This is a genomic window from Cellulophaga baltica (assembly GCF_018861125.1).
Lineage (GTDB): Bacteria > Bacteroidota > Bacteroidia > Flavobacteriales > Flavobacteriaceae > Cellulophaga > Cellulophaga baltica_A.
Map to the genome: position 1 here is coordinate 210,402 of NZ_JAHKQN010000013.1, position 26,153 is coordinate 236,554.

The 26,153-nt window shown below is 31.6% G+C and carries 14 protein-coding genes and 1 pseudogene; 7 read left to right on the plus strand and 8 right to left on the minus strand.

Features of this window, described 5'->3' with window-relative positions; all coding sequences use genetic code 11:
• Positions 1-4: 4 nt before the first annotated feature.
• From KO500_RS03695 to KO500_RS03710, 4 genes are all read right to left on the minus strand, one after another.
• A complete protein-coding gene (locus KO500_RS03695) occupies positions 5-2,317 on the minus strand; it encodes a glycoside hydrolase family 65 protein (protein WP_215955152.1) in 2,313 nt (770 codons plus the stop codon).
• Between the two features lie 18 nt (positions 2,318-2,335).
• Positions 2,336-2,989 (minus strand): beta-phosphoglucomutase, encoded by a 654-nt coding sequence (gene pgmB, locus KO500_RS03700; RefSeq protein ID WP_215955153.1) that lies wholly within the window; start codon positions 2,987-2,989, stop codon positions 2,336-2,338.
• Between the two features lie 75 nt (positions 2,990-3,064).
• Positions 3,065-4,090 carry a LacI family DNA-binding transcriptional regulator gene (locus KO500_RS03705; RefSeq protein ID WP_215955154.1) on the minus strand — a complete coding sequence of 342 codons (1,026 nt, stop codon included), beginning with the start codon at positions 4,088-4,090 and terminating at the stop codon, positions 3,065-3,067.
• Positions 4,091-4,210: 120 nt separating this feature from the next.
• Positions 4,211-5,800, minus strand: coding sequence for a solute:sodium symporter family transporter (locus KO500_RS03710; protein ID WP_215955155.1), 1,590 nt, complete (start codon positions 5,798-5,800; stop codon positions 4,211-4,213).
• Between the two features lie 221 nt (positions 5,801-6,021).
• On the opposite strand from KO500_RS03710, the gene KO500_RS03715 reads away from it, so the two are divergent.
• Entirely contained in the window at positions 6,022-6,870 is an 849-nt protein-coding gene (locus KO500_RS03715; protein ID WP_215955156.1) for a hypothetical protein, read from the plus strand.
• 10 nt (positions 6,871-6,880) lie between these two features.
• Here KO500_RS03715 and KO500_RS03720 read toward each other — a convergent pair whose 3' ends face one another.
• Entirely contained in the window at positions 6,881-10,570 is a 3,690-nt protein-coding gene (locus KO500_RS03720) for a metallophosphoesterase (RefSeq protein WP_252732417.1), read from the minus strand.
• Positions 10,571-10,649: 79 nt separating this feature from the next.
• On the opposite strand from KO500_RS03720, the gene KO500_RS03725 reads away from it, so the two are divergent.
• Entirely contained in the window at positions 10,650-11,852 is a 1,203-nt protein-coding gene (locus KO500_RS03725) for a Pycsar system effector family protein (protein ID WP_215955158.1), read from the plus strand.
• A 17-nt stretch (positions 11,853-11,869) separates the two neighbouring features.
• Here the strand turns inward: KO500_RS03725 and KO500_RS03730 are convergent, their stop codons facing one another.
• Positions 11,870-14,251, minus strand: coding sequence for a GAF domain-containing protein (locus KO500_RS03730; protein WP_354668432.1), 2,382 nt, complete (start codon positions 14,249-14,251; stop codon positions 11,870-11,872).
• 109 nt (positions 14,252-14,360) lie between these two features.
• On the opposite strand from KO500_RS03730, the gene KO500_RS03735 reads away from it, so the two are divergent.
• Positions 14,361-15,263, plus strand: a complete 903-nt coding sequence (locus KO500_RS03735; protein WP_215955159.1) for a metallophosphoesterase — start codon at positions 14,361-14,363, stop codon at positions 15,261-15,263.
• Position 15,264: 1 nt separating this feature from the next.
• Here the strand turns inward: KO500_RS03735 and KO500_RS03740 are convergent, their stop codons facing one another.
• Positions 15,265-15,693: a PepSY-like domain-containing protein gene (locus KO500_RS03740; protein WP_215955160.1), complete on the minus strand. Its 429-nt coding sequence runs from the start codon at positions 15,691-15,693 to the stop codon at positions 15,265-15,267.
• Positions 15,694-15,915: 222 nt separating this feature from the next.
• On the opposite strand from KO500_RS03740, the gene KO500_RS03745 reads away from it, so the two are divergent.
• From KO500_RS03745 to KO500_RS03760, 4 genes are all read left to right on the plus strand, one after another.
• Positions 15,916-19,641 (plus strand): metallophosphoesterase, encoded by a 3,726-nt coding sequence (locus KO500_RS03745; protein WP_252732418.1) that lies wholly within the window; start codon positions 15,916-15,918, stop codon positions 19,639-19,641.
• A 70-nt stretch (positions 19,642-19,711) separates the two neighbouring features.
• Positions 19,712-20,365: a hypothetical protein gene (locus KO500_RS03750; protein WP_215955161.1), complete on the plus strand. Its 654-nt coding sequence runs from the start codon at positions 19,712-19,714 to the stop codon at positions 20,363-20,365.
• An 89-nt stretch (positions 20,366-20,454) separates the two neighbouring features.
• On the plus strand, positions 20,455-21,108 hold the full coding sequence (locus tag KO500_RS03755) for a hypothetical protein (RefSeq protein WP_215955162.1): 654 nt from the start codon (positions 20,455-20,457) through the stop codon (positions 21,106-21,108).
• A 134-nt stretch (positions 21,109-21,242) separates the two neighbouring features.
• Positions 21,243-23,765 carry a M14 family zinc carboxypeptidase gene (locus KO500_RS03760; RefSeq protein WP_215955163.1) on the plus strand — a complete coding sequence of 841 codons (2,523 nt, stop codon included), beginning with the start codon at positions 21,243-21,245 and terminating at the stop codon, positions 23,763-23,765.
• A gap of 110 nt (positions 23,766-23,875) precedes the next feature.
• Here the strand turns inward: KO500_RS03760 and KO500_RS03765 are convergent.
• Positions 23,876-26,060 (minus strand): annotated as a pseudogene (locus KO500_RS03765) (acylase).
• Between the last annotated feature and the right edge of the window lie 93 nt (positions 26,061-26,153).

The window sequence follows — 26,153 nt, forward strand, 5'->3', positions numbered from 1 at the left end:
TATTTTAATTAAAAACTTCAATTAATTTATTAGGCGTAACAAACACACGTTTGCCATTCACACGTATAGAGGTTTCCATATCCCCTTCTAATTCAAAAGTGGTTTTAGCTAGTGAAACGGTTACTTTAAATATTCTGTTTCTAAAATTTATTTTGAAAGAATAAGCTTCCCATTGCTCCGGTATTCTTGGTGTGAAGGATAATTTATTTTCAACCACACGCATACCACCAAAACCTTCAACGATACTCATCCAAGTTCCTGCCATTGACGTAATATGCAGGCCTTCTTCCACTTCTTTATTATAATCGTCTAAATCTAACCTTGATGTTCTTAAATAGAATGTATACGCTTGTTCCATTCTATTTAATTTAGATGCTTGAATACTATGCACGCAAGGTGATAAAGAGGATTCATGTACCGTAAAAGGCTCATAAAAATCAAAATGCTTTTCTAGTTCTTCAGTTGTAAATTGATCTTCAAAAAGATAAAAACCTTGTAGCGTATCTGCTTGTTTAATATATGGTGAGCGTAAAATACGATCCCAACTCCACTTTTGATTTATTGGGCGTTGCGATTTATCTAAATCTGCAACCGTAATTAATTCTTTATCTAAAAAACCATCTTGCTGCAAATAAACACCTAATTCATCGGAATATGGAAAATACATGTTCTCGGCAACTTTTTTCCAAGCGTCAATTTCATTTTCAGAAAGCTTTGTTACACCAATAATTCTATCATAATCTTGATCATAACCATCAGCAACTTTTTTCAATTGTTCTATTGTAAAATTAATACACCATTTTGCTAAATAGTTTGTGTACCAATTGTTATTGATATTATTTTCATATTCATTTGGACCAGTAACTCCTAAAATTACATACTTATCTTTTTGAGTAGAAAAAGTTGCTCTTTGATGCCAAAAACGAGCAATTCCGATTAAAACTTCCAAACCCATTTCTGGAATATAAGTGTAATCGCCCGTAAAACGGAAGTAGTTATAAATTGCAAAAGCTATGGCTCCATTACGATGAATTTCTTCAAAAGTTATTTCCCACTCATTATGACATTCTTCACCATTCATTGTTACCATTGGGTACAATGCTGCTCCATTTGAAAAGCCTAATTTTTCAGCATTTTCAATTGCTTTTTTTAAGTGATTGTATCGGTATTCTAAAAGGTTACGCGCAACATTCTGCTCTTTTGTTGCCATATAGAACGGAATACAATATGCTTCGGTATCCCAATAAGTACTACCTCCATATTTTTCACCTGTAAAACCTTTTGGCCCAATATTTAGAGTAGAATCAGTGCCTAAATAAGTTTGATTCAACTGAAAAATATTAAAACGAATACCTTGTTGTGCTTTTACATCACCTTCAATAGTGATATCGCTCATTTCCCAAATTTTAGCCCAAGCTAATTTCTGTTGTTCTAAAAGAGCATCAAAACCTAAATCGGTCGCCTTTTTTAATGCCTTCTTTGAAGCATCAACTAATTTATATTTGTCATGATTTCTATCTACTGTATAACCACCAAATTTTTGAAGCACAACAGTCTCTCCTGCTTTTACTTTTTGAGTAAATTGATGTGTTATTTTAAGTTCTTCTTTTTTCTCAGTCGGATTTTGTTCAACAACTGCACCATTGTATACTAATTGAGATTGCATGAAAGTACAGGTAGCAAACTCAGTTTTCATAGTATGCGCTTCAATAAAAGCCCTATTATTTTCTGAAGATATTTTTGTTGTATTCCAGAATTTATCATCCCAATTACTATCTTCATTAGTAATGCCGCTATCTAAATATGGTTCCAAAATTACTGTAGCATCATCATTTACTACTGTTATCTCATAATTTACAGCTCCAATTTCATTAATATCTAAACTTAAAAAACGGGTGGTTTTTACTTCTATCGTTATTGAATTAGACAATTCTGCTATAAAAGAACGTTGGTACCAACCTTCTTTCATATTTAGCTCTCTTTTATAGTTTGAAACCGATTTGCAAGTGTTTAAATCAAGAATTTCTCCTTCTACAAATACATTTATTCCAATCCAATTTGGCGCATTTAATACCTTAGCAAAATATTCAGGATAACCATTTTTCCACCAACCAACTCGGGTTTTATCAGGGTAATAAACACCCGCAATATAACTCCCTTGAAAAGTATCACCAGAATAATGTTCTTCAAAATTTGCACGTTGCCCCATGGCTCCGTTACCAATACTAAATAAACTTTCTGAAGATTTTATGCGCTCTTTATCAAAACCTTCTTCAATAATCGACCAAACATCGGGTTGTATATAATCTTGATTCATGCTTACGAGTTAAATAGGTTATCCAATAAGTTTTTCTAAAAAGTTTTTATCCATTTCGGTAAAATCTTTAAAGTTATAATTTGCTTCAGACAATATTGTAGCGTCACCAATACCTATACTTATCATTTCACCTGCATTAGCAGCTTGTATACCTGCAACAGCATCTTCAAAAACTATGCATTTATTCGGTAAAACACCCAACTGTTTAGCTGCAATCAAAAAAACTTCAGGGTCTGGCTTTGCCTTAGTAACATTTGTACCGTCAACGATAGTATTAAAGTAATGTATTAAATCTACTTTTTCTAAAATTGCACGCGCATTTTTACTTGCAGAACCTAATGCAATAGGTATATTCTTTTGTTTTAAAAACTCAAGAACTTCAGGCACATCTGGTAGTATTTCAGACTTGTCCATTTTTTCAATATAAGCCAAGTAATCAATGTTCTTTTCAACCATCCAACGATCAAATTGTTCATCAGTAGTTTCAACATTAGCTAGGTCTAGTAAAATTTCTAAACATCGTTTACGGCTAACACCTTTAAACAACTCATTATGTTCTTTGGTAAATTGAAAATCTAGCTCAATGGCTAATTTTTTCCAGGCAAGGTAATGGTATTTTGCAGTGTCAACAATTACACCGTCTAAATCAAAAATAAATCCTACTGTGTTCATTACTTTAGTAATTTAGGTGAAAGATATTCAAACCTAAATAAAATTTTAATGAAATACGATAGAATAGTGAATTACTTAATTTATAGTAGATTCACGCTCAATAATAGTAGATTTTATAATTTCAGTTGTGAACGTTTCTTCTTCTTCACTTTCGTTCTCTACTTTTTCAATAAGCATCTCTGCTGCAATCTCCCCCATACGCTCACCATGTTGTGCAACAGCAGTTAAACTAGGATTAGAAAAACGTGATAATATACCATCAGTAAAACCAATAAATGAAACATCTTCAGGAATTCTTAGTCCCATTTTTTGAACCAAACGCATACCATGAATGGCATAAATTTCATTCACGCTTAAAACGGCATCAATTTCTTGAGTTTCAAAAAAGGTTTCCATTTCATTACCTTCAATACTGTTCATTAAAGGCAAACGTAAAATTAAATTCTGGTCTATTTCAATATTACTTTCTCTTAATGCTTTTTCATAACCACAGAGACGATCTTTACTTACACTCAAATAATCTTCAGTAGCAATTAAAGCTATTTTTTTTCTGCCAGATTCAATTAACTTTTTAGTAGCCCTGTAAGCTCCACCCTTATCGTCAATAATTACCTTATCGCATTCTATTTCATCTGTAACTCTATCAAAAAGTACTAACGGAACACCTTGGTCTTTTAATTCTTTTAAATGCTGATAATCATTATTAAATTGAGTCTCGGTAGATAGTGACATGATAAAACCATCAACACTACCATTTGCTAAAACTTCCAAATTTATTACTTCTTTTGAAAAGGTTTCATCTGAAACACATGCAATAACATTGTAGCCCTTACTAGTTGCATATTTTTCAATACCACTAAATACTGTTGTAAAAAAATGATGTACAATATCAGGAATAATTACACCAATATTTTTAGTCTGTTTATTTTTAAGACTAATAGCAATATTATTTGGTTTGTAGTTGTATAATTTTGCGTAAGCTTGAATTTTATCTTTAGTCTCTCTACTAATCTCCTCGCTATTTTTTAGCGCTTTAGAAACTGTAGAAATAGAAACCTCTAATTCTTGAGCAATATGCTTTAATGTGATCTTACGTTTCAAGGTTTAATCCTTTTAAAAATTAATTACACAAGGTATCGTTTTTCCAATTTTAATACAAAAAAATTAAGCTTAATAACAAGTTTTAAAAGACAAAGGAGCTAAAATTAGCTCCTTTGTAAATTATCTTGCGAAATATATATAAATAAAGATTACAATTGCCGCTATCCCCATACCTACGGGTTTTACATATTTATAAGGTTCAATAGACACTTGTTTTGTATACTCTAACTCAAAAGGCACTTCACGAGGTCTTAGTTTACCTATAATCAACATTATAACAGCATTTGTAATAAATAGAATTGCCATTACATGTAAAAAATGCGGATAATTGTCTTCACCAAATACATAAGGTTTTAAAACAAACTGACTTAATATATATAAAAACGAACCAAAAAAGATTCCAATTTTAGCCGCAATTGCAGGAACTCTTTTAGTTAGATACCCAACCACAATGATTGTGAAAATTGGAATACTATAAATACCATTAATTTCTTGTAAGTAGCTAAACAAACTACCTGCATTAGCAATTAACGGAGCTATAAACATTGCCGCTAATGCCAATGTAACTCCGAATATTTTACCGTATTTAACTACTGTATTTTCAGAAGCTGTTTTGTTAATATGTTGCTTGTAAACATCAATACCAAATAATGTTACTGAACTATTTAGCACACTATTAAATGAACTTAATATTGCACCAAAAAGTACAGCTGCAAAAAAACCAACTAATGGTTTTGGTAATACCGCTCTAACCAATTCTGGATAAGCCATATCACTAGAAGCTAAATTACCATCAAAATAATGGTATGCAATCATACCCGGAAGCACTAATATTAGTGGACCAAGGATTTTAATAAATGACGCCAATAATAATCCTTTTTGACCCTCTGCTAAATTTTTAGCCCCTAAAGCTCGTTGTATAATTTGTTGGTTTGTCCCCCAATAAAACAACTGAACTAACATCATACCAGTAAATATAGTTGCAAAAGGCACCTCTTGTCCTTGATTACCTGTTGAGTCAAAACGCTCTGGGTTTGCTTGCATTAAAACATCTAAACCATTAAAAACGTTACCATCACCAATAGCCATTAATCCAAAAACGGGGATTAACAAACCTCCAATTAATAAACCAACTGCGTTTATAGAATCTGATACAGCAACAGCTTTTAAGCCACCAAACACAGCATAAATAGATCCAATCACACCTATACCCCAAATACAAATTACTAATGCTATTTTATCAGAAACTCCTAAAAGTGTGGGTATATCAAACATACCACTGATTGCAACGGAACCCGAATATAAAATTACAGGCAGTAGAACTACAACATAACCCGTTAAAAATAAAACTGAAGTAATCGTTTTCGTAGAAGTATCAAAACGTTTTTCTAAAAATTGTGGCACTGTTGTAAGTCCACCTTTCAAATATCTTGGCAATAAAAATATAGCAGTAACAATTATTGCTAAAGCAGCCAAAGTTTCCCATGCCATTACTGATAGCCCATCTTTATAGGCACTACCATTTAAACCAACTATTTGCTCTGTAGATAAGTTTGTAAGTAACAATGAACCCGCAATTACCCCAGCTGTCAAACTCCTACCTCCTAAAAAATATCCATCTGAAGAGGACTCATCTGTATTACGAGTAGCAAAATAAGAAATTACAGCAACAAGGACTGTAAATCCTAAAAACGAAAAAATTCCTAGCATTTTTGTTTAAATTAATAATTTACAGCTATAAATATATTAGAATATTTAATTTAAAAGATACCTAAGCTCAATAAACATTAACTTTTACTCAATATTTGGCTACTACAACGTTTTCTTAAAATGTTAATTTTCTATTTAACAGGAAATTCACGCTATTAAAAATCTTATTTTGTTGCTTTGTAAGGTAAATACTTTTTGAAAAAAAGCTTAAAAACTCTCAAATGAAATCGATAACAATTCTTGCCACTTTAATATTATCTTCCTGTTCAAATTACGGACAATTAAAAATAATAACTGAGCTACCTAATAAAATAGGAGAAAATTCAGGCATTGCGTACTATGGAAATGATCGTGCTTGGTTTATTGAAGATCATGGCAATGAAGATGTTTTATATCAGGTAAGTTTTAACGGTGAACTCACTAAAGAATTTAAAGTAAAAAATGCAACCAATAGCGATTGGGAAGATTTAACTACAGATGATAGAGGTAACATTTATATTGCTGATCTTGGAAATAATCAAAACAAACGTGACGATTTAGTCATTTATAAACTTCCAAATCCTGAAAATGAACCTGGTGACCATATTGATGCTGAAAAAATTCATATTAATTACCCTGAACAGAAAAAATTTCCACCAAAAAAAAAGGATTTAATTTATGATTCAGAGGCTATATTTTATAATAATAACTACATCTACATTATTACTAAAAACAGATCAAATCCTTTTTCTGGCAAAGCTTTAATTTATAAGGTACCTGCTGAAAAAGGAACTTATGATGCTGAACTTATTGGTAATTTTACACCTTGTAAAACAGCAGCATCATGCAAAGTAACAGCTGCCGCTATTTCTCCTAGCGGAAAAAAAGTAGTTTTACTTGGTTATGGGTACTTATGGATATTTACTGATTTTAAATCTGAAAATTTTACCACTGGCACTTTAGAAACTATTGATTTAGGTACTAGTACACAGTTAGAATCTGTATGTTTTAAAGATGAAAAAACCCTGCTTATCTCTGATGAAGAACGAGGTAAAACAGGGCAAAATCTATATTCTTTTTCTTTAAAATAATCGCTTCAATTTAAAAGGCGAATCCTAAACCAAAAGAAAAACGCAACCCATCTTTACTATTAAAGAGTGCTGTGTTTATTGAAATAATATCTGTTGCATTTAAGAAAAAACCACCACCGTAAGAGGTATGCCATGTATCGGAATCAACATCTTTTAACCAAACTTTACCATAATCAAAGCCACCAAATATTCCCATCGCGGTAGGCAATATGCTTGTTCGCATTTTTCTAAAACTATATCGTATATCTGTATTTTGGTAATATGATGTGTTACCTGTAAATCTTTGATTTCTAAAACCACGAAGACCATCGTTACCGCCAATACTTGCACCTTGATAAAATTCAAAGTCGTCACCAATATTAAAATGAGCTTTCCATTTAGTTGCTAAAACCAATCTACCATTGGATATAAGTTTATAGTCAAATGAAATGCTTGGAACTACATAACCAAAACTACTATCTGATTCGTCAATATCTCTTTTATACCCTACTAATAATGAAGTTCCCATTCCTAAAGTTGGGAATGCATTGTTATCTTTATTTTCATAGGAATAAGTAGCTTCTGCACCAGCAAAACTTCTTCTTGTATCTGTTCCGTTTTCTTGATAAAATTCATTTATAAACCTATCTGATGTTTCTTCCACCTCAATAGTTTCTATTAATAAACCAGCTTTAAGCTTAGCACCAAGTCTACCTCTCCACACCAGTGATGGAGCAAATCTTAAGGTTTCAAATTTCACTCTATTATAATCTAAACCTAAATCATCATCAAAATTGTCTGTGTCATTGCCAAATCCGAAGAAATTTATTGCAAAATTAGGACTCGTAAAACGTGCATCTATTTCTAAATTCCATCCTTCAAAAATATGTGCAAATTCACCTGTGTAGGCTATATCAAAACCACTAGTCGCAAAATAGTACGAAGCACTAATATCATGCTTTTCAGTAAATGGATTTTGCCTAAAACCGTTATAAGTATAGGTATTTAAAAAGCCTATTTTTAAACCGTCATCAGGGTTATAACCAATAGTTGGTATAATTTGATTGGTACTATACCTCAACTTTAAAGGTTGATATGTATTTACAACATAATCATCCATAAGTTTTACTTTTGCACCTTTCGTATTTTTAAGCGTATTCTTTTTACTTTCATAATCGTAAACACTTATTTTTTTAGATGTTTCAATATCATAAATATCGTTGTTTTGACCACCAATTAAACGAACTCTAATTGCGTTGTTTTTCTCCCCACTAACCTCAAACAAATCGTCATCATCTAAGCCATAAACCCAAATTTCTTTTGTCGTTTGTTTATCAAATGTTTTATTAAAGAAAAGTTTCTTTTTTTCACCTCCTATATTTCTATAAGCTTTTACTTGTGTTTTATTATCACTCAAACGCGTAATTTCAAACCAATCATCTTTATCAGTACCAGTAACTACGGCAAACTTATTTAGTATAGAATAATATTCCTTAGCAGTGGCCTCAATTGTTGACAAGCGCGCTAATAACGTTGCTTTAATCTCATCTATAGTCCCATCTCGAACTTCTTCTGGCATTGCTTTTAAAGCTTCATCAATAACCGCAGGAGTCAAATTAATTTTTAATAAATTGGCTTCTTTTACCCAATCAATTTCATTTGTCTCACCCAATAAAGCCATATCTAACACATAAGTTTTAGGTGAAGAATTAAAGCCTCTAACACTTCTTATTTCTTCATTAAAACCTTCCATAATTCGTAAACCAGGAATTATTCTTGTAGCTATATTCATTAAAGCACCATCCCCCATTTTAGAAAAAACTTGATCTCTATCTCTTGGTACTGGCTTATAAACTACTTTCTTGGTTTCTTTATCTTTAAATTCAGCCCATCTCCATTGATCTGTATGCCTATCCCAATCACCAATTGCCATATCAAATAAACGAGCTCTTATATATAATTGAGTATCTACACTATATTTTTCATCGTCACGAAGATCCCTTAACATAGAGTCTGTACTTTTTAAATCATTAGAATATCCAAAGCTTTTTAAATCGCCATGTCCATCACCTGTGTGCTCTTCAATCATATACAACTCATTACCAAAATTAGCGTTATACTGCTCTAATGATGACTGTTTTGGAACATAATATAAAACTGGATTAGTATGAAATAAACCTACAGCATCAGATAATATACCAGTGGTAAATGGTGCATAAGGGTGCGCACCTGTATAAAAATCTTCTAGTAATTTTTCTCCGAATGTATCTTTTAAATCATCTGCAACGTATTGATCTTGAAAAACCATTGATTGTAGGTATAGTTCTGCACTTTTACGTATTGCACGCATTACATATTGCTTTCCATCTTTAGCTTCAAGTCGCAACGATTTGGATTGATGCCCACCACCTTTTTTTACAGGTTTTAAACCACCAAACAAAGTATCTAAAAGTACGGTTGGTGCTTTTACTTTTACCCCATAATAATCACGATATTTTTTACCCCAAATTTTTTCATGCAATTTAGATTTATCAACTTCTTCTTTAGAGTAGACTGAAGCTTCAACAAAAGACGGAAATTCATCATCGTATTTTTCATCATTAACGACTAAATCTTCACCAAGCACTTCTGAGCCAAATAAAAATGTTTCTTCCTCATTTTCATCTAAACCATAAAATCTAACTTTTGACGAACCATCTTTATAAACTTCTAACACCGAGTAGCCCATATGACCAGTAGTAAATTCACTACCATTTAGCAACTTAGTATGGCCTTTTTTAGAACCCGAACCGCTTACTATTTGTGGTGTACTTTTTTCAACAATATATTGCAAGGTATGCTCATGACCAGAAGCAAAAATGACTTTATCAGAATACTGTGCTAATGTGGTTACCTTATTTTTTAAATCTCTGTACAAACTATTATTTACATCTTCAATGGAAGGGCCTGCTGTTTTTCTTAATATATTGGCGAATGAACCCAATATTGGGAGTGGAATACTATTATGAGAAGGGTAGAATTGTCTTTTAAAGGATGTGTGGCCTCCATGCTCCCCATATGTAAACATCGGATGATGCATAGCTATAATTGTTGTTCGCTCCCTATTGTCCTTTATAGCATCTTCCAATTCAATTAAAAATTTAGCTCTACTTTTTATCTCGCATTTATCATTAATTCCTGGTCTTTTATTCCAATCTGTCAAATACCATTCTGTATCTATAGCTATTACAACAACGTCATCATTAATTTCAATTATTTCTATAGGGCAACCATCTTCAGGAAAATAAACCTCATCACTATCTAAAGCCCTTTGTATGTATTTCTGTTCTCGCTTTAGGCCTTTTAAACCCTCAGTATACCAATCATGATTACCTGGAATAAAAAATTTAGATCCTTTGAAATTTTCTAAAGTAGCCACTTGTGCATTTAAATGGCTTGCCGCAGTCCTGAATGCCATAGTAGAATCAATAGGGTCTGGTAAACCTGCAGGATATATGTTATCACCTAAAAATATAGCCGTACTATTTTTATCAGCAATATTAAGTCTTTTTTTTAAAGCCTTTAAGTTCGCATTCATACCTCCTATGGGTGATAAACCCGCGTCACCCATTAAATAAAATGTATGCGATATTTCTTTTGTCGTAGGCTTATCAATCTTATTTTCTTCATTTTTATATTTAGATTGGTACGTGGCACAACCGGTAAATATTAAAAGAATCATAATTAGTATAAAATGTTTACGCATAGCAGTAATTAATGAATTATAAAATTTGTAATTTGGACGTTATAATTTCAATCTTATGACAGAAATAGTTTTAAAGGCTGAAGAGTATGCGACTAAATTACTAACTGAAAATTTAGATAGTAAGTTTTTATATCATAACCTTAGGCACACCCAAAGAGTCGTTAAAAGTACTAAAGAATTACTAAATTTTTATAATTTAAAAGATGAGGAAAATAACGCAATTACAATTGCTGCTTGGCTTCATGACACTGGATATACAATAAGCCCTAATAATCACGAAGAAAGTAGTGCGAAAATTGCAAATGATTTTTTAAAAAAATTAGATTGTAACCCTAATTTTATAGAAACGGTTAAGAATCTAATACTTGCAACTAAAATGGATCACAAGCCTCAAAATCTTTTAGAAGAAATTATAAAAGATGCTGATTGTTCTCATTTTGCAAAAAGTAGTTATATAGAGACCTCTGAGTTTTTACGTGAAGAATTGAGCAACCTTGGTAGTGCAGATTACTCCAGAAAACAATGGCGTAATAAAAATATTGAATTATTTAGAGGCATTCACAGATATTATACTGATTATGCCGTTAAAAATTGGCAACCTAAAAAAGATGATAACCTAAAGAAGCTATTAAAAAACAAGAAAAAAAATAGCAAGCTTCTTAAGAAAGAAGAATTAAAAGTAAACCTTAAGAATAAAAGTCCTGAAAGAGGAATACAAACTATGTTTAGGGTTACACTTAGTAACCACTTAAAGTTAAGTGATATTGCTGATACTAAAGCAAATATTTTGCTTTCAGTAAACGCTATTATTATCTCATTAATATTATCAAATTTAATTCCTAAACTAGATAACCCTTCAAATGATTACTTAGTTATACCTGCTATGATATTTGTTATTTTTAGTGTCACCTCAATGGTTATGTCTGTACTGGCAACTAGGCCAAACGTTACAAGTGGTGAGTTTACTAAAGAAGATGTTGAAAATAAAAAGGTAAACCTTTTATTCTTCGGTAATTTTTATAAAATGAAATTAGATGAGTACGAATGGGCTATAAAAGAGTTGATTAAAAACCAAGATGATGTATATTCTACTTTAACTAAAGATTTATACTTTTTAGGTGTAGTACTAAATAAAAAATATAAATTATTACGCTGGACTTACACCGTTTTTATGATAGGAATGGTATTATCCGTAGTTGCGTTTTTTGTAGCCTTGAAATTTTACGGCCCTGAAAGAATTATAGAATTACCAACCTAATTGAAGGTTGGTAATTTTTATTTTTTTATCTCTTGCATCAAATCTTCGTATGTAAACGATTTTTCCTCTGAAATCGGGTTTTCAATTTGATAATTTATATTAGCTCTAATAGCTTTTAAACCTGATACACCTTGCAAACCTTCAAGATCAACTATTTCGACTGAACCAGTAAAATATCCTTTAGATTTTAAGAACTTTATAAAACGTAAGTATTCTAGCTCGTCACTTTTTTGAGAGTAAACAATTACTAATTTACCAGGTTGTGTGATACGTTCTGTTGTACCTTTTACAAATGATTTATCAATTCTTTTTTTGATAATTTCATACCTCGCATTATACGTACCATCAACATCAAATCTTTTTTCATCCATTCTAAAACGGATTGCTAAAGAACCATTGTAAACCAACATAAGTGAAGCTACATCTAATGGCACAGATAATTCTGGCTTCAGCTCATAATGCTTAAATTCCATTTCACACATTACTTGTAATTGCCATAATCGCAAATTGCTCAAATAAAGAGGATCAAAATCTTTATGGTCAACTATTGATGCTCCAATATACATGTTATGCTCTACTCCATCAGTCTTGTAACGTTCAAAAAAGTGTGGAAACATTTCTTGTGCTTCTTTCTGTTTTTTATCGAGAACCGATGATAACTTTTTGTTGATAGCCATTACACTTTCATCATAATTTCTACGATGATCATAATATGATTTTGTTCCCATATCAATATCCGACTCATAGGCTGTAATCATACTCAATAAATCTTCATCACCTTGAGTTTTCAAATGTTCAAAAACCGGAACTATTTCATTTTGCACGAAACTAAAAACAGATTGCTCACTATTTGTATTAAGCACTTCTTTTACCTCGTCAATATGATTGTTGGTTCTAAACATTAATTCTTCAAATACTGGAAGTTTGTATTTATCCCAAACATAAGATAATACTTTATTTATTTCTGATAACTGAATCATAATATCACGCTGAATAGCAATATTGCGGGCAACCGAAGAATCTTTAATATCTATTTGCCCGTATAATGGGTAAACGTCTTTAAAAACAATTTCTTTAAATGAAGGTTGCCTTCCTTCTAAACTATCTGCAATAAAACGATATGCTTCTTCTTTAAATTTCCAATATACAGAAGAGTGTACTGATGTACATTCGTTTTGAATTATAGCATCAATTCTATTTTCTTCCTCATGCTTAGAACGTAATACACCTGTAACAATAAAAGGCATAATATCATCTAACTTATTTGCATTAACAGAGTTTAATGCATTTTTTGTTTTAGAAACTAATTCTAAAACACCAAGTAATTTTCCATTATCCGCTATAGGAGCAAAAATTACACTTTTAATACCTTGTGCATGTAAATTATCGTAAGGCTTTAGTCCACCAGAAAGATCATAATATTTATCAACATCTGATATTGAAAAATATGAATTATCGTTTAAAAGCTTTTTATACGATGATTGACAAAGTGAATCTTTACAATTAACCAAATCTTTATCATTAAGTATAAAGCTTTCCATACCAACACCAATAACTTTTTCAAATTGATCTTTTTTGGTATTATAGGTTACAAAACCTGCTTGAATATCGTCAACACTAAAAAACGACCTAAATGTTTCTTGCAAATTTTGCATGAAATTATCAGATGCTCTTTTTTCACTAGCAATTAAACTAGATTTTATTTCTGATATCGCATGTTCATTGGTAACATCAAACATTGTTGATATCACAAAGCCTTTACCAATAAAACTATTTGGTGGTATTTTTTCTTGCCACAAGGCTATGTCATCAAAATTTTCTAATAACTCGTTTATATCTTCCTGTGATAATTCTTTTGAATTCTCAGTAGGTAAAATCTCCATAAAATCTGCATTATACAAAATGCGATAATGGCGCATAATACCATTTTTATCAGGAATATCGTAAAAGAAAGGACGTTTAAAATCTACCGTATAACCGTAGTGTAAACTTAGTATTACTGTGCATGATAAAACATACATAAAATGATCAGGCATGTAATTTAACACAGGAGCAAAAGCTTCTCCCCCAGCTTCTTTTAGTATTTTTTTAAATCTATTTGAAGAGTTAAAAACGATATTACCGAATGGTAAAGATGCCGTTTTAATTTCATTATCAGACAGTACCTCTGAGAAACTATCTTGCAACATTATTCGAATAACATCCTTATGCTTATCCAATAAACTTACATCAGTAAACCCGTCACGAAGTTCTGGGTAAGGCGCTTGACTATCAAGAATATATTTTGCTTTTGAAGCAATAAATTCATCATCACTATTAGCCATAACATCATAATGCTTTAATAACTTATTAAAGCTCACCTGCATACTTAGCGGAGAATTAAATTTATTTTTCATCATATTTTTAGTCGTAATCTAAAATACAAAATTACAAAAGAAAATCTATAAATTTATCGGTATAAAACACATAGCTTCGCTACTTTTTTAGATATTTATAAAAAACACCTAAATGCCATCTAATCAAAGACTTTCAAGAGCTTACAAAAATGCAAAAAGAGTGCCGTTTAACGACAATTCTAGATTTGTGCTTTTTAGTGATTGCCACAGAGGTGATAACAGTTTTGCTGATGATTTTGCTAACAACAGAAATATCTATTTTCACGCTTTAAAACACTATTTTAAAGAAGGTTTTGAGTATTTTGAATTGGGTGATGGTGACGAACTGTGGGAGAACATAAATTTCAGTTCTATTTTTGACGCACATAAAAATGTTTTCAAGCTTTTACGTGAGTTTCATATTCGAGGGCGATTGCATATGATTTGGGGCAATCACGATATGGTTTATAAAGATGATGCCTATGTAAAAAAGCAACTAAACAGTTACTTTGAACCTATTGAAGGTTGCGAAAAAGAACTTTTTCAAGATATTAGTTACAATGAAGCAATTGTTTTAAAGCATGAAGATACCAACCAAGAAATATTTTTAACACATGGCCACCAAGCTGATTGGTGGAATTATACTTTCTGGCGCTGTGGCAGGTTTCTTGTTCGAGTACTTTGGAAACCATTACAAGTTTGGGGTATTGCAGACCCTACAAGCCCTGCAAAGAACTATACTGAACTTATAAAAATTGAACGACGCATAAAAAAATGGATTGTTCAAAATAAATTAATAATCACCATTGTTGGTCATACCCACAGACCTCGTTTTCCTGAACCTGGCGATATTCCTTTTTTTAATGATGGTAGCTGTGTTCACCCAAGGAGTATTACCGGTATTGAAATTGAAAACGGAAATATTTCATTAATTAAATGGCATATAGCTACTACCGAAGATGGTATTTTACGCGTGGTTCGAGAGCTTTTAGAAGGCCCTCAAAAACTAAGTAACTATAAGACCAAACAAATTTGATTTAATTAAGTATTGTTCCGTTTTTGGTGAACATAATATCTTTTTTCTTTTTCTCTTTTGATACTTCAACGTCATAAAAAAAGCCTTTGCTGTTGTGCTCTACTTCTTCAACTTCTATAATTTTATGATCATCATATTCTTTCTCTAAATACTCTTTTATAACTTCAGGCAAATCTTCCTCATCTATATTATTTTCTGTTTCAATCCATTTTCCTTGTGGCGTGAAATCAGCTCTAAGATCTTTACCGTCTTTTTTGAATTTAGCCTCAAAATTGTCATTTTTATCGGTCGACCAATTTGGCTCTTTCTCATTAGGATATTTAGTTTCGAAGCTTGATTTTACTGCTTTTGGCACATCACCATTATCATACTTACAACTCATAAATATTACGGTAATGAATACACTAAAAAACATTAAACTAATTCTCATAACTATTTTTTTATTGGTTACAGTCACGAAGAAAGTCATTGCAAAAAACAAACATTATCTCAAATAAGAAGAATACTATCGTAATTACTATTATTTAAATAAAAACATGATTTTCGAGCGTATATTCGTGCTACAAACGAATATTTAAAAACATATTTTTATGAAGTTTTTATTATTTCTACTTCAACATAAAAATCAATAAATAGAAATAACAAGCCAAATATGATGCAAAAGAACCAAAAATCGAATCACATAAAACATCTTGTTTATTTTAGTACTGCAATACTAATCACTTTTATTTTAAATAGTTGTGCAACATTTAAATTACAAGAAAATAAAGCATTTGTTACTAAAACACCTTCAAATAAAAAGATTAAACACACTTTTTATATTGCTGGTGGTATGGGTGATTTAGTTAACGGAGCACCTAATGCAATACAAGCGCTTAAGAAAGAACTTGCAAATGCAAATGCAAATAGCACACTACTTTTTACAGGTGATAATGTTAGCAAATACAAAGATAATTGGGAGAACGACAAGAAACTAATTAGGCAAGAAGTTGCACTAGCATCAAATTTTAAAGGGAATACAATTTTTATACCTGGTAATAATGAATGGAAAAGTTACAATACCAGAGATGTAGAAAAAATTGAAGATTTTTTAGATGAATTTGACGCTGACGATATAAAGTTCTTCCCTAAAAATGCATGCCCAATTGAACACAAAGTAATTAATGACGATTTAGATTTAATTTTAATTGACTCTAATTGGTTTATATCTAATTGGTCACAGTTAGAAAACATTAATAAAAAATGTTCTGAAATAAATACAAGAAGGCGTTTTCTAGAAGAGGTTGAAGGATATATAAATGATGGGCAAGGAAAAAATATTGTAATTGCAATGCATCATCCAATTTTTAGCAATGGTAAGTACGCTGGAAAAGAAACTTTCAAAACACATATGACCCCAGCTCCAATAATCGGCACGGTATTAAATACTGTTAGTGAATATGGCGGATTTTCTTCTGACGATTTAATGTCTCGGAAATACGAATTTTTGAGAATGATATTAAGCTCATTAGCAAAAGCATCTGACAGAATTACTTTTGTTTCCGGCCATGAAGAAAGTTTACAATACTTAACTGGCGGTAATGTTCATCAAATCATTTCGGGTTCTTTAACACAAAATACGGCAACAAAAAGAACTGAGGACAAAATAAACGCTATAGGCGGAACATTAAAATATGAAGGGCAATTCACTTACGGAAAAAAAGGCTTTGCTAAATTGGTATATTTTGATAATGGATCATCGCAAGTAACATTCATTACTGCCTCAGAAGAAAAAAATAATCTTAGCATACTCCCTGAATTTGTAAAAGATACTACAAAAGGCACCTATGCCAAAAACACTAGAAAAACTATAGATAAGAGTATTTTGAGTGATCCTAAAAAGTTAGATAAAACTGGATTTTACAAATTTTTATGGGGCGAACGTTATAGATCATATTTTGGTAAATCTGTAACTGCAAAAATTGCTTTGCTAGATACACTTTACGGAGGCTTAAAAGTAAGCAAACAAGGTGGTGGACACCAATCATATTCACTTCGTTTAGAAGATAAAGATGGTAAAGAATATGCCATGCGCTCGTTAAAAAAAGACGCTTTAAAATATTTAAAATTTATAATCAAAGGTGTTGCATACGACGAAAGTGACTACCACGACACATGGACAGAAGAAACAATATCAGACTTCTTCACCACCGCACATCCATACATGCAATTAGTCATAAATCCTTTATGCCAGTCTATTGGTGTAAACCATTCAAGTCCCGAATTATTTTACATTCCAAAACAAAGTGAATTAGGTAATTTAAATACTGAATTTGGTGATGAACTTTATTTTATTGAAGAAAGACCATCTGACGAACAATTAAATTATAAAGGTTACAAAAGAGACATTGATGAAGCTGGAAAAATTACAGATTTTGAAAGCACTACTGATATGTTAGAAAAAATTAAAAGTGATGAATCTTACACGGTAGACCAACGCGCTTATATAAGAGCTAGAATCTTTGATATGCTAATTGGCGATTGGGATAGACATGAAGATCAATGGAGATGGGTTGAATATGAAACTAATGATGGGAATAAAGAATTTCAACCTGTACCAAGAGACAGAGATAACGCTTTTCCAAAGTTTGATGGAAATGCCATGAAAATTGTAAAATTATTTGTTCCCAACAGTCGTATGTGGCAATCATACGGAGCAGATATAAAAGATGTAAAGTGGTTGAATAACAATGGTAATAGTTTAGATAGAGCTATATTAACTAAATATGACTCGAGAGTTTGGAAAGAAGAAGCTAAGTATATTCAAGAGCACTTAACAGCCGACCAAATTGATAAAGCTTTTAAAAATTTACCTATTGAAGTTCAAGATTCAACATCTGCTGAAATTCGTGAAAATTTAAAATTACGTCTTATAACTTTGCAGTCAGATGCAAAAGCGTATAGTAAGTATCTTGACAAAACAGTATCATTACGTGGTACTGAAAAAGACGATAAATTTGAGATTACAAGAATGCCTGACGGCGAAACTAAAGTTGTTATCAAACGTATTCTTACTGATGAAAAAGACCCTATAATATTTGAGCGTGTATTTAATAAAAAAGATACTAAAGAACTTTGGATATACGGTTTAGGTGATGATGATGTTTTTGAGGTTACTGGTGATGCTAAAAAAACAATTTTTATTAGATTTATTGGTGGTTATGGTGATGATAAATTTATCATTGAAAACAAAAAAGGTCTTAAAATTTACGATTGGCAACATGAAAAAACTAAGTTTGAAGGTAAAAAACCTGCAACGCAACTGACAAATATTTACAAAACCAACATGTATCATTGGCGTTATTTTAAAGAAAATAGTAATATTTTAGTACCAAATTTAGGTTTTAGAACAGATGACGGTTTGTATTTAGGCGCTACAAATGTTTTTAAAAACAACGGATTTAATCGTAATGATTTTAGGCAAAAGCACACTATAGTTGCTAATTATTATTTTGGATTCAAAGCATTAGAGCTTTCTTACAATGGTATATTCGCAAACATATTTCCTGGTTGGGATTTTGAAATAAACTCTTACCATACAAATAACAAATTCACTAATAACTTTTTTGGGGTTGGTAATGAAACTGTCAATCTTGATGATGATTTAGGTAACGATTACAACCGAGCTCGTGTTGAAATAACAAAAGTTGATGCCGGAATAACGTATCATACTTTAAAAATAAAGGCTTTATATGAATCATACGATGTTACTGAAATTGACAATCGTTTTTTTAATTCTAATAACTTTAGTGAAGAATTATTTGAAGATCAAAAATACATTGGTACTTCGGTTGAGGCATATTATGATAATGACGATTCTAAAGATTTTCCTTCAAAAGCAATTATGTTTGGTGCAAACGCAGGCTACAAATTAAATACCACAATTAATGACAATCAATTTGGTTACGTAAAACTTAAAGCTGGTTTAACGCAAAAAATAATACCCTCAGGTGATGTAACATTTAGTACAAGAGCTGAAGTTAGTACAACTTTTGGTGATACTTATTTCTTTTACAACATGCCCTCAATAGGTGGTAATAACGGACTTAGAGGCTTTAGAGATGAGCGATTTACGGGTAAAACATATTTCTATAACTCTACCGATTTAAGATGGAGAGTAAAAAAATATATGACTTTAGTTGCACCTATAACCGTAGGAGTTTATGGTGGTTTTGATTATGGTAGGGTTTGGAACCCAAATGAAGACTCTAATATATGGCATACTTCACAAGGTGCTGGTTTATGGGCAAGTGGTTATAATTTTTTATCATTAAACGTAGGCTATTTTAATTCAAAAGAAGGCAATATAGTTCAGTTTGGTTTTGGCTTTGATTTCTAGTAGTTCGCATTAAAATTTTAAATAGGCGCTGATTTTGATTAATTTAGCGCCTTATTTATAAAACACTACCATGTTAAAAAAATCGATTACCCTTATTTTAATTGTCATTACCGCATCATCTTGTTGGAAAAATAAAAGCCCTGAAAATCTAATCCGATTAAAACAAAAATTTAAATCACAAGTATCCACTTTTGAGAACAAAAAAGAGAACGCTAATAAAATTGTAAACTCTGGTTTAGAATCATTATCCTCATTAAAAAGTGCCCTTGAAGACACTAAAAATGAAGATAAAGAATTTGCAAAAGTTTACGGCGATTGGGAAAAAGTGAATAAAAGAGTAGAAAATCTAAATAAAGAATATGAAGATTTAAAAACAAAAGCTTCAAATCTTTTTTCTGCTATGGAAAAACAAACGAATAGTTTGAGTGATGAGACTAGCAAAAAAACACTTTTAAAAGCTATCAATAAAGCTAAAACTAAATACAACGGTACATTAGCAAACACATCTGAAGCAATTGGAAAACTTCGCCTTTTACATGGTGATGCTGTTGAAGTTGTAAAAGCATTAGAAGTTGCCGCTGCATTAAATTCATTTGATAACATTAATGATCAAATGAAAAGTATTGAAGGTCGTGTTGACGGTATTATGCAAGAGCTTAATATTGCAGTAGTTGAGAGTAAAAAACTATATGAAAAGAAAATTACAGAGCTTGGCGAAGAATAAATAAATAGCCTTTTCAATATTTTTAACATCACTTTAAAATTTCATTGGCAAGGTATTTGTTACATTTACAAGCAGTTAACAACTAACCTATGATGCGGATTATTGGCTTATTACTTTGTTTTTTTGTTTTTGAAGTTGGCTACAGTCAATATGATACTCCAAAAACGCAAACATTAAATATTAAAGGAAAAGAAGAAACTTCTAACGTAAGTCTTCTTCCTGAAAAAAAGCAAGGTCTGTCATTGAACATGCCCGATTTACTAAAAAAACCCGATCCTCAGAAATTAAAAGATTCCTTAGATCCTAAAATATCTATGCTACCTAATAAAGATTTGGTACAAGCTGGTGAAGATTTAGAATTAGATGCTAAAGTAAAAGGGATTTTTGAAGGTAGTCCAGGAAAGCACTTTCCTGATATGTATTTAGGTGATGTAAAAAGTAGTGGTTCTTTTATTGGTATTGTTTGCCGTGATCATCAATTTGTTGATGGTGACCTTATAAAAATAACAGTTAACGGCGTGGAAGTAGAACCTAAAATGTTTTTAACGGGTGCCTTTAAAGGTGTAAATGTTGATTTAAAAGACGGTTTTAATCGTGTTGAATTCACTGCCTTGAACGAAGGTTCATCTAGCCCAAACACCGCACAAATAAATGCTTATGATGACAAAGGGAAATTAATATTCGCTAATCAATGGACATTATCAGCAGGTTCTGTAGCTACATTTGTCGTAGTTAAAGAATAAGTAATATTGTAATTTCACAGTAATTAGTTCTTTTAATTACATACTTAAAATTAATTAGGTATTAATACACTTCACATTCAATAGTTGCATAAACTCTTCTTATATTTAATTTGACTAACTCTAATTAAATATTCATGATCAAAAGACTAGTACTGTTATTTTTATTTTGTTCTTTTTCATTATCAGCGCAAGATTACTTTCTAAAAAAATACCAACCCTACAACTCTGACATTCCATCACCAGAAGAATACCTTGGTTATGAAATTGGACAACATCAAACAAGACATGATCTTATTGTTTCTTATTTAGAAAAATTAGCTTTATTGTCTGATAGAGCAACCATTCAATACTATGGAAAAACTCATGAAGGTCGAAAACTTGTTATTTTAACGGTTACATCTCCTGAAAACTTAGTAAAGTTAGATACGCTGAAAGAAAAACATCTTTTATTTACAGACCCTAGCAAAAATGTTAGTAATTATGATGAGATACCTGTTTTTATAAATTTAGCTTATAATGTTCATGGTAATGAGTCTTCAGGATCTGAAGCCGCATTATTAACAGCGTATACATTAGTAACATCTAATAACCCAGAAATACTAAATTATCTGGAAAATTCGGTAATATTTATTGATCCAACCATAAACCCTGATGGTCGCGATAGGCATACACAATGGGCCAACAGTTACCAAGGCTCACCTGAAGTAGCTGATAATTATGATGCGGAACATAATGAATACTGGCCTGGTGGACGTACCAACCATTATTGGTTTGACCTTAATAGAGATTGGCTTTTGGCAATCAATCCTGAAAGTCAAAACAAATTAAAGTGGTACCATGAGTGGTACCCAAATGTTGTTACTGATTTTCATGAAATGGGAAGCCAAGACACCTATTTTTTTGAACCAATGAAAACAAATGGTTCGTTAGACCCAATAATGCCTAAAGAAAACTATGAAGGTCTTAATAATTTATTTGCTGACTATTTTGCAAAAGCTTTAGATAGTATTGGTTCTCTATATTTTACAAAAGAAATTTTTGATGGCACGTATCCTGGTTATGGTTCTTCTTACCCTGATTTACAAGGTGGTCTAGGACTTTTATTTGAACAAGGTGGCTCAAGAGGGTACAAACAAGAAACTGCATTTGGTGAGATTACATTCCCTTTTACAATTCGCAATCAATATACATCAAGTATTACCACCGTAAAAGCTGCTGTTGAAAACAAGGCATTAATGCGAAAATATCAGCAAGATTTTTTCAAGAGTGCCTTAACTAAATCTTCAAACTCAAAAATCGGTGGATATTCTTTTAATGATAATTTTGATCAAAACAGAACAAAAGCTTTTATTGATATGCTTTTAAAGCATAAAATTGATATTTATAAATCTGAAAAATCATTTGTTGTACCAACCAAACAGAAACAATACAGAATGGTTCAAACCATGTTTGAAACCTATGAAAAATATAATGATAGTGTTTATTATGATGCTTCCGCATGGTCATTGGCTAATTTTTACAATATGAAGTATTCCCCTGTAAAATCGGTCTCATTAAAAGATAAAATCACATCAACTAAAAATTTATATACTGTTGAAGCTATTCAAAAATCTGAATATGCCTATTTGATAAATTGGGATGATTACAATGCTCCTGCTGTTTTAAATTACCTACAAGAAAATGGACTTGTACTATCAAGCTCATACAAACCCTTTACTGTAAAAACAGGTTCAAAAGGTATTGACTTTGGTTACGGAACATTAATGTTACCTGTTAAATCACAAAAGAAAAACTCAGAAGAGATCTATCAACTTTTAAAACAAGCACAAGAAAAGTTTCAAGTTCCTATGATGGCAGTAAATTCTGGTTATAATTTAAAAGGAATAGATTTAGGAAGCAAGTTGATGGCTCCACTAAAAAAGACCAAAGCGTTTATGCTAATAGGCGATGGAGTCAATTATACTGAAGCTGGTGAGGTTTGGCATTTATTGGATACGCGCGTGCAGATGCCAATTACAAAAATTCCATTACGTAATTTTAATCGTATCAATTTTGATAAATACAATACCCTTGTTATGGTTTCTGGTAGATATAAATTAGGTAGCAAACAACAAAACAAAATTAAAGAATGGGTACAAAAAGGCAATACTTTAATCACTATAGCTACTGCATCAAAATGGGTAATTGAAAAAAATATTGTAGCTGAAAAATTAATTACTGTAACTAAAGATTCTACCAAAAAAGCAATCAGGAAACCATTTGCAAATGCATCTGAAAATATTGGAAAAGAAAGCATAGGTGGTATTATTCTAAAAACTGATATAGATACTACTCACCCATTAGCGTTCGGTTACCATGACGAGACTATTCCTGTTTATAAAAATAATGAAGTTTGGCTAAGCCCTAGTAAAAATGAATACGCTACGGTTTTAAAATATAGCCAAAAACCACATATTGATGGTTTTATTACTAATGAAAACCTGACTAAATTTGTGCAACCTTCAGCTTCGTTAATAGTATCAAAACTAGGAAGTGGTCGTGTGGTATTATTTGCCGACAATCCTAACTTTAGAGGTTCATGGTATGGAACAAACCGATTGTTTTTAAATGCATTATTTTTAGGTAAATTAATTACAGTACCAGAACCAAGAGGTTAGAACTATAAAAAAAGATAATAAAAGGTTATTTAATTAAATAACCTTTTATTATCTTTTTTTCTCAACAAGTAGATAGATAAATTAAAAAAATCACCTTAACTTCTTAACTATTACTTTCTCTCCCCAGGTTTATACGTTTCTTTAGCTCTTTTTAAAACATCACTTTGATAAAAGGGAACATCTTTAAATTGCATATTCGCATAACGATTGATTTGATCATTAAAATGTGGCGAATTGGGGTCTCCACTTTGCCCACCGGCCAGCATGGTTTTTGCTCTTACTCTATCTCCAAATTCCACTACGGCTACAAAACTATTTCCACGAGTACCGTATATTTTTTTAGTATTGTTATCATAACGTGCTCCATAAGCCGCTAAAGCTCCCCATCTACCCGATGCAAAACCAATAGGAATACTTGGTAAACTATCATTAAAAGCTTGACGAATATCACCATTTAAACGTTGATACCTATTTACATTTCCCCACGAAGTGTTCCATGTGCCAAAATCAGCATTTAAAGTTTCAATAACTGACTCAAAAACATGCAAACGTTCTCCTTTTGGTGATTCGTTACCAAAATATAATAGACGTTCCATATAGCTCAAACCTTTTGGCGCTTTTACCATTTTACTATACATGGTACCATAATAATGTGCCAAAGTCATTGCTACTGAATTTTCTGAAGTTTTAAAATCCCATTGCCTTAAAACATCAATAGGTTCTTGTAATTTCACGTTCTTATCTTTATTACTATCGTAAGCTTCAATTAAACCTGGTATCAACCCCTTAAAAGCTGGCAAGTATGGGTCGTGCGCTAATTCAATAACACTATCAATAGTATAACCAATTCTACCTGTCAACAATTCAATAGCATGAACACCTCTAAAATTCTCTTGATCTTTTGACATGTAATTTGGATAATTTTCTTTTTTAGGGCTGAATTCTAATGCCGATGTATAAGGTGTCGAGTTACAATTTTGAAGCCATCCATTTTTAGGATTTAGTAATAGAATATTTTCATCAACCGTATGTAAACCTTGCCAATCTGTTTTTGGGTCACTACCATTTACTGGTTTAGTATAATCAAATAAAGTATCTCTTTTAGGAATAAAATTTCCGTGGAAATAAGCAATATTACCTTCAGCATCAGCATAAACAGTATTGTTTGATGAATTTGTTCGAATATCCATCATTTCTTTAAACTCTTTATATCCTGATTTTTTTGTTCTCACAAAAGATTGCTCCAAGGCTTTTACGGGTTCCCACATCATAGCAGATGCTGTCCATTGCCCGTCAACAATATGTGTAATTGGCCCGTGGTGTGTTTTATATGTTGGAAGTTTTTTCTCCAGAAGACTATCACCCACTTTATACTTTAAAATTACTTCACCGGTTTTTACAGGTCGTAATTCTTCACCGTACTGATAAACCAAACTATCTTCTAAGTCTACAATTATTTCTTTAAACTCATCCATTACATCAGTATACGTAGAGGTGTGCATCCATCCTGTTTTTTCATTGAAACCTTGATAAACAAAAAACTGCCCCCATGTAACTGCTCCGTATGCATTTAAACCCTCATGACTTACCATGTGAACTTCACCTCTAAAGAAAAATGAGGTATGTGGATTAATCAATAAAATTGGATTTCCCGATTCTGTTAAGTCACCTGAAATGGCAATACCGTTTGAACCTTGTGGCTCCGCCATTTCTTCTTTCGTTTTTAATTTTACATCGAGTGCTTCCGGAATTTCAATTCCATTTTCATAAAAGGCTTTTATTTTTTCAATTGATATACGTTCAATATCACCACCTATTGAACCTTCACTAAAATACATAGGCATCCAAGGCTCAAAAATGTGTCAGTAATTTTGGTTCTACTTCAGGGTGTGTTTCTAAATAATAATTTATTCCATCAGCAAAAGCATTACATAATTTTTTCAACCAATCCGGACTATTTTCATAATTCGCAATCGCTTCTTCTTGAGTCATAAACAATTTAGCTCGTAAATCACTATACAAAGCCTCTTCTCCCTCAACCTCTGCCAACCTACCTGTTGCCCAAATATAATTTTGTTCAACACGATTAAAATCATCTTCACATTGTGAATATAACAAGCCAAAAACAGCATCAGCATCAGTCTTTCCATAAATATGAGGCACACCAAAATCATCTCTTATAATTTCTATATTATCAACATACTTGGCATATACAGCAGGAATCGATTTTTTGTTCTCTTTCGTTTGGCAACCAAAAAAAGTAATTACAATAACTACTAATAGGGCATTTTTCATTAGTGTGGTTTATTATTTGCCTTGAAATTAAAAGACTTCATTATTAAAAGCTAATTTTTAACAAAAAAAACCGACTAAAGCATACAAAGCAAT

Bases quoted from the DNA above. Each gene is read 5' to 3' on its own strand.
- KO500_RS03695 (WP_215955152.1), bottom strand. From the start codon at position 2,317: ATGAATCAAGATTATATACAACCCGATGTTTGGTCGATTATTGAAGAA.
- pgmB (WP_215955153.1), bottom strand. From the start codon at position 2,989: ATGAACACAGTAGGATTTATTTTTGATTTAGACGGTGTAATTGTTGAC.
- KO500_RS03710 (WP_215955155.1), bottom strand. From the start codon at position 5,800: ATGCTAGGAATTTTTTCGTTTTTAGGATTTACAGTCCTTGTTGCTGTA.
- KO500_RS03715 (WP_215955156.1), top strand. From the start codon at position 6,022: ATGAAATCGATAACAATTCTTGCCACTTTAATATTATCTTCCTGTTCA.
- KO500_RS03720 (WP_252732417.1), bottom strand. From the start codon at position 10,570: ATGATTCTTTTAATATTTACCGGTTGTGCCACGTACCAATCTAAATAT.
- KO500_RS03725 (WP_215955158.1), top strand. From the start codon at position 10,650: ATGACAGAAATAGTTTTAAAGGCTGAAGAGTATGCGACTAAATTACTA.
- KO500_RS03730 (WP_354668432.1), bottom strand. From the start codon at position 14,251: ATGATGAAAAATAAATTTAATTCTCCGCTAAGTATGCAGGTGAGCTTT.
- KO500_RS03735 (WP_215955159.1), top strand. From the start codon at position 14,361: ATGCCATCTAATCAAAGACTTTCAAGAGCTTACAAAAATGCAAAAAGA.
- KO500_RS03740 (WP_215955160.1), bottom strand. From the start codon at position 15,693: ATGAGAATTAGTTTAATGTTTTTTAGTGTATTCATTACCGTAATATTT.
- KO500_RS03745 (WP_252732418.1), top strand. From the start codon at position 15,916: ATGATGCAAAAGAACCAAAAATCGAATCACATAAAACATCTTGTTTAT.
- KO500_RS03750 (WP_215955161.1), top strand. From the start codon at position 19,712: ATGTTAAAAAAATCGATTACCCTTATTTTAATTGTCATTACCGCATCA.
- KO500_RS03755 (WP_215955162.1), top strand. From the start codon at position 20,455: ATGATGCGGATTATTGGCTTATTACTTTGTTTTTTTGTTTTTGAAGTT.
- KO500_RS03760 (WP_215955163.1), top strand. From the start codon at position 21,243: ATGATCAAAAGACTAGTACTGTTATTTTTATTTTGTTCTTTTTCATTA.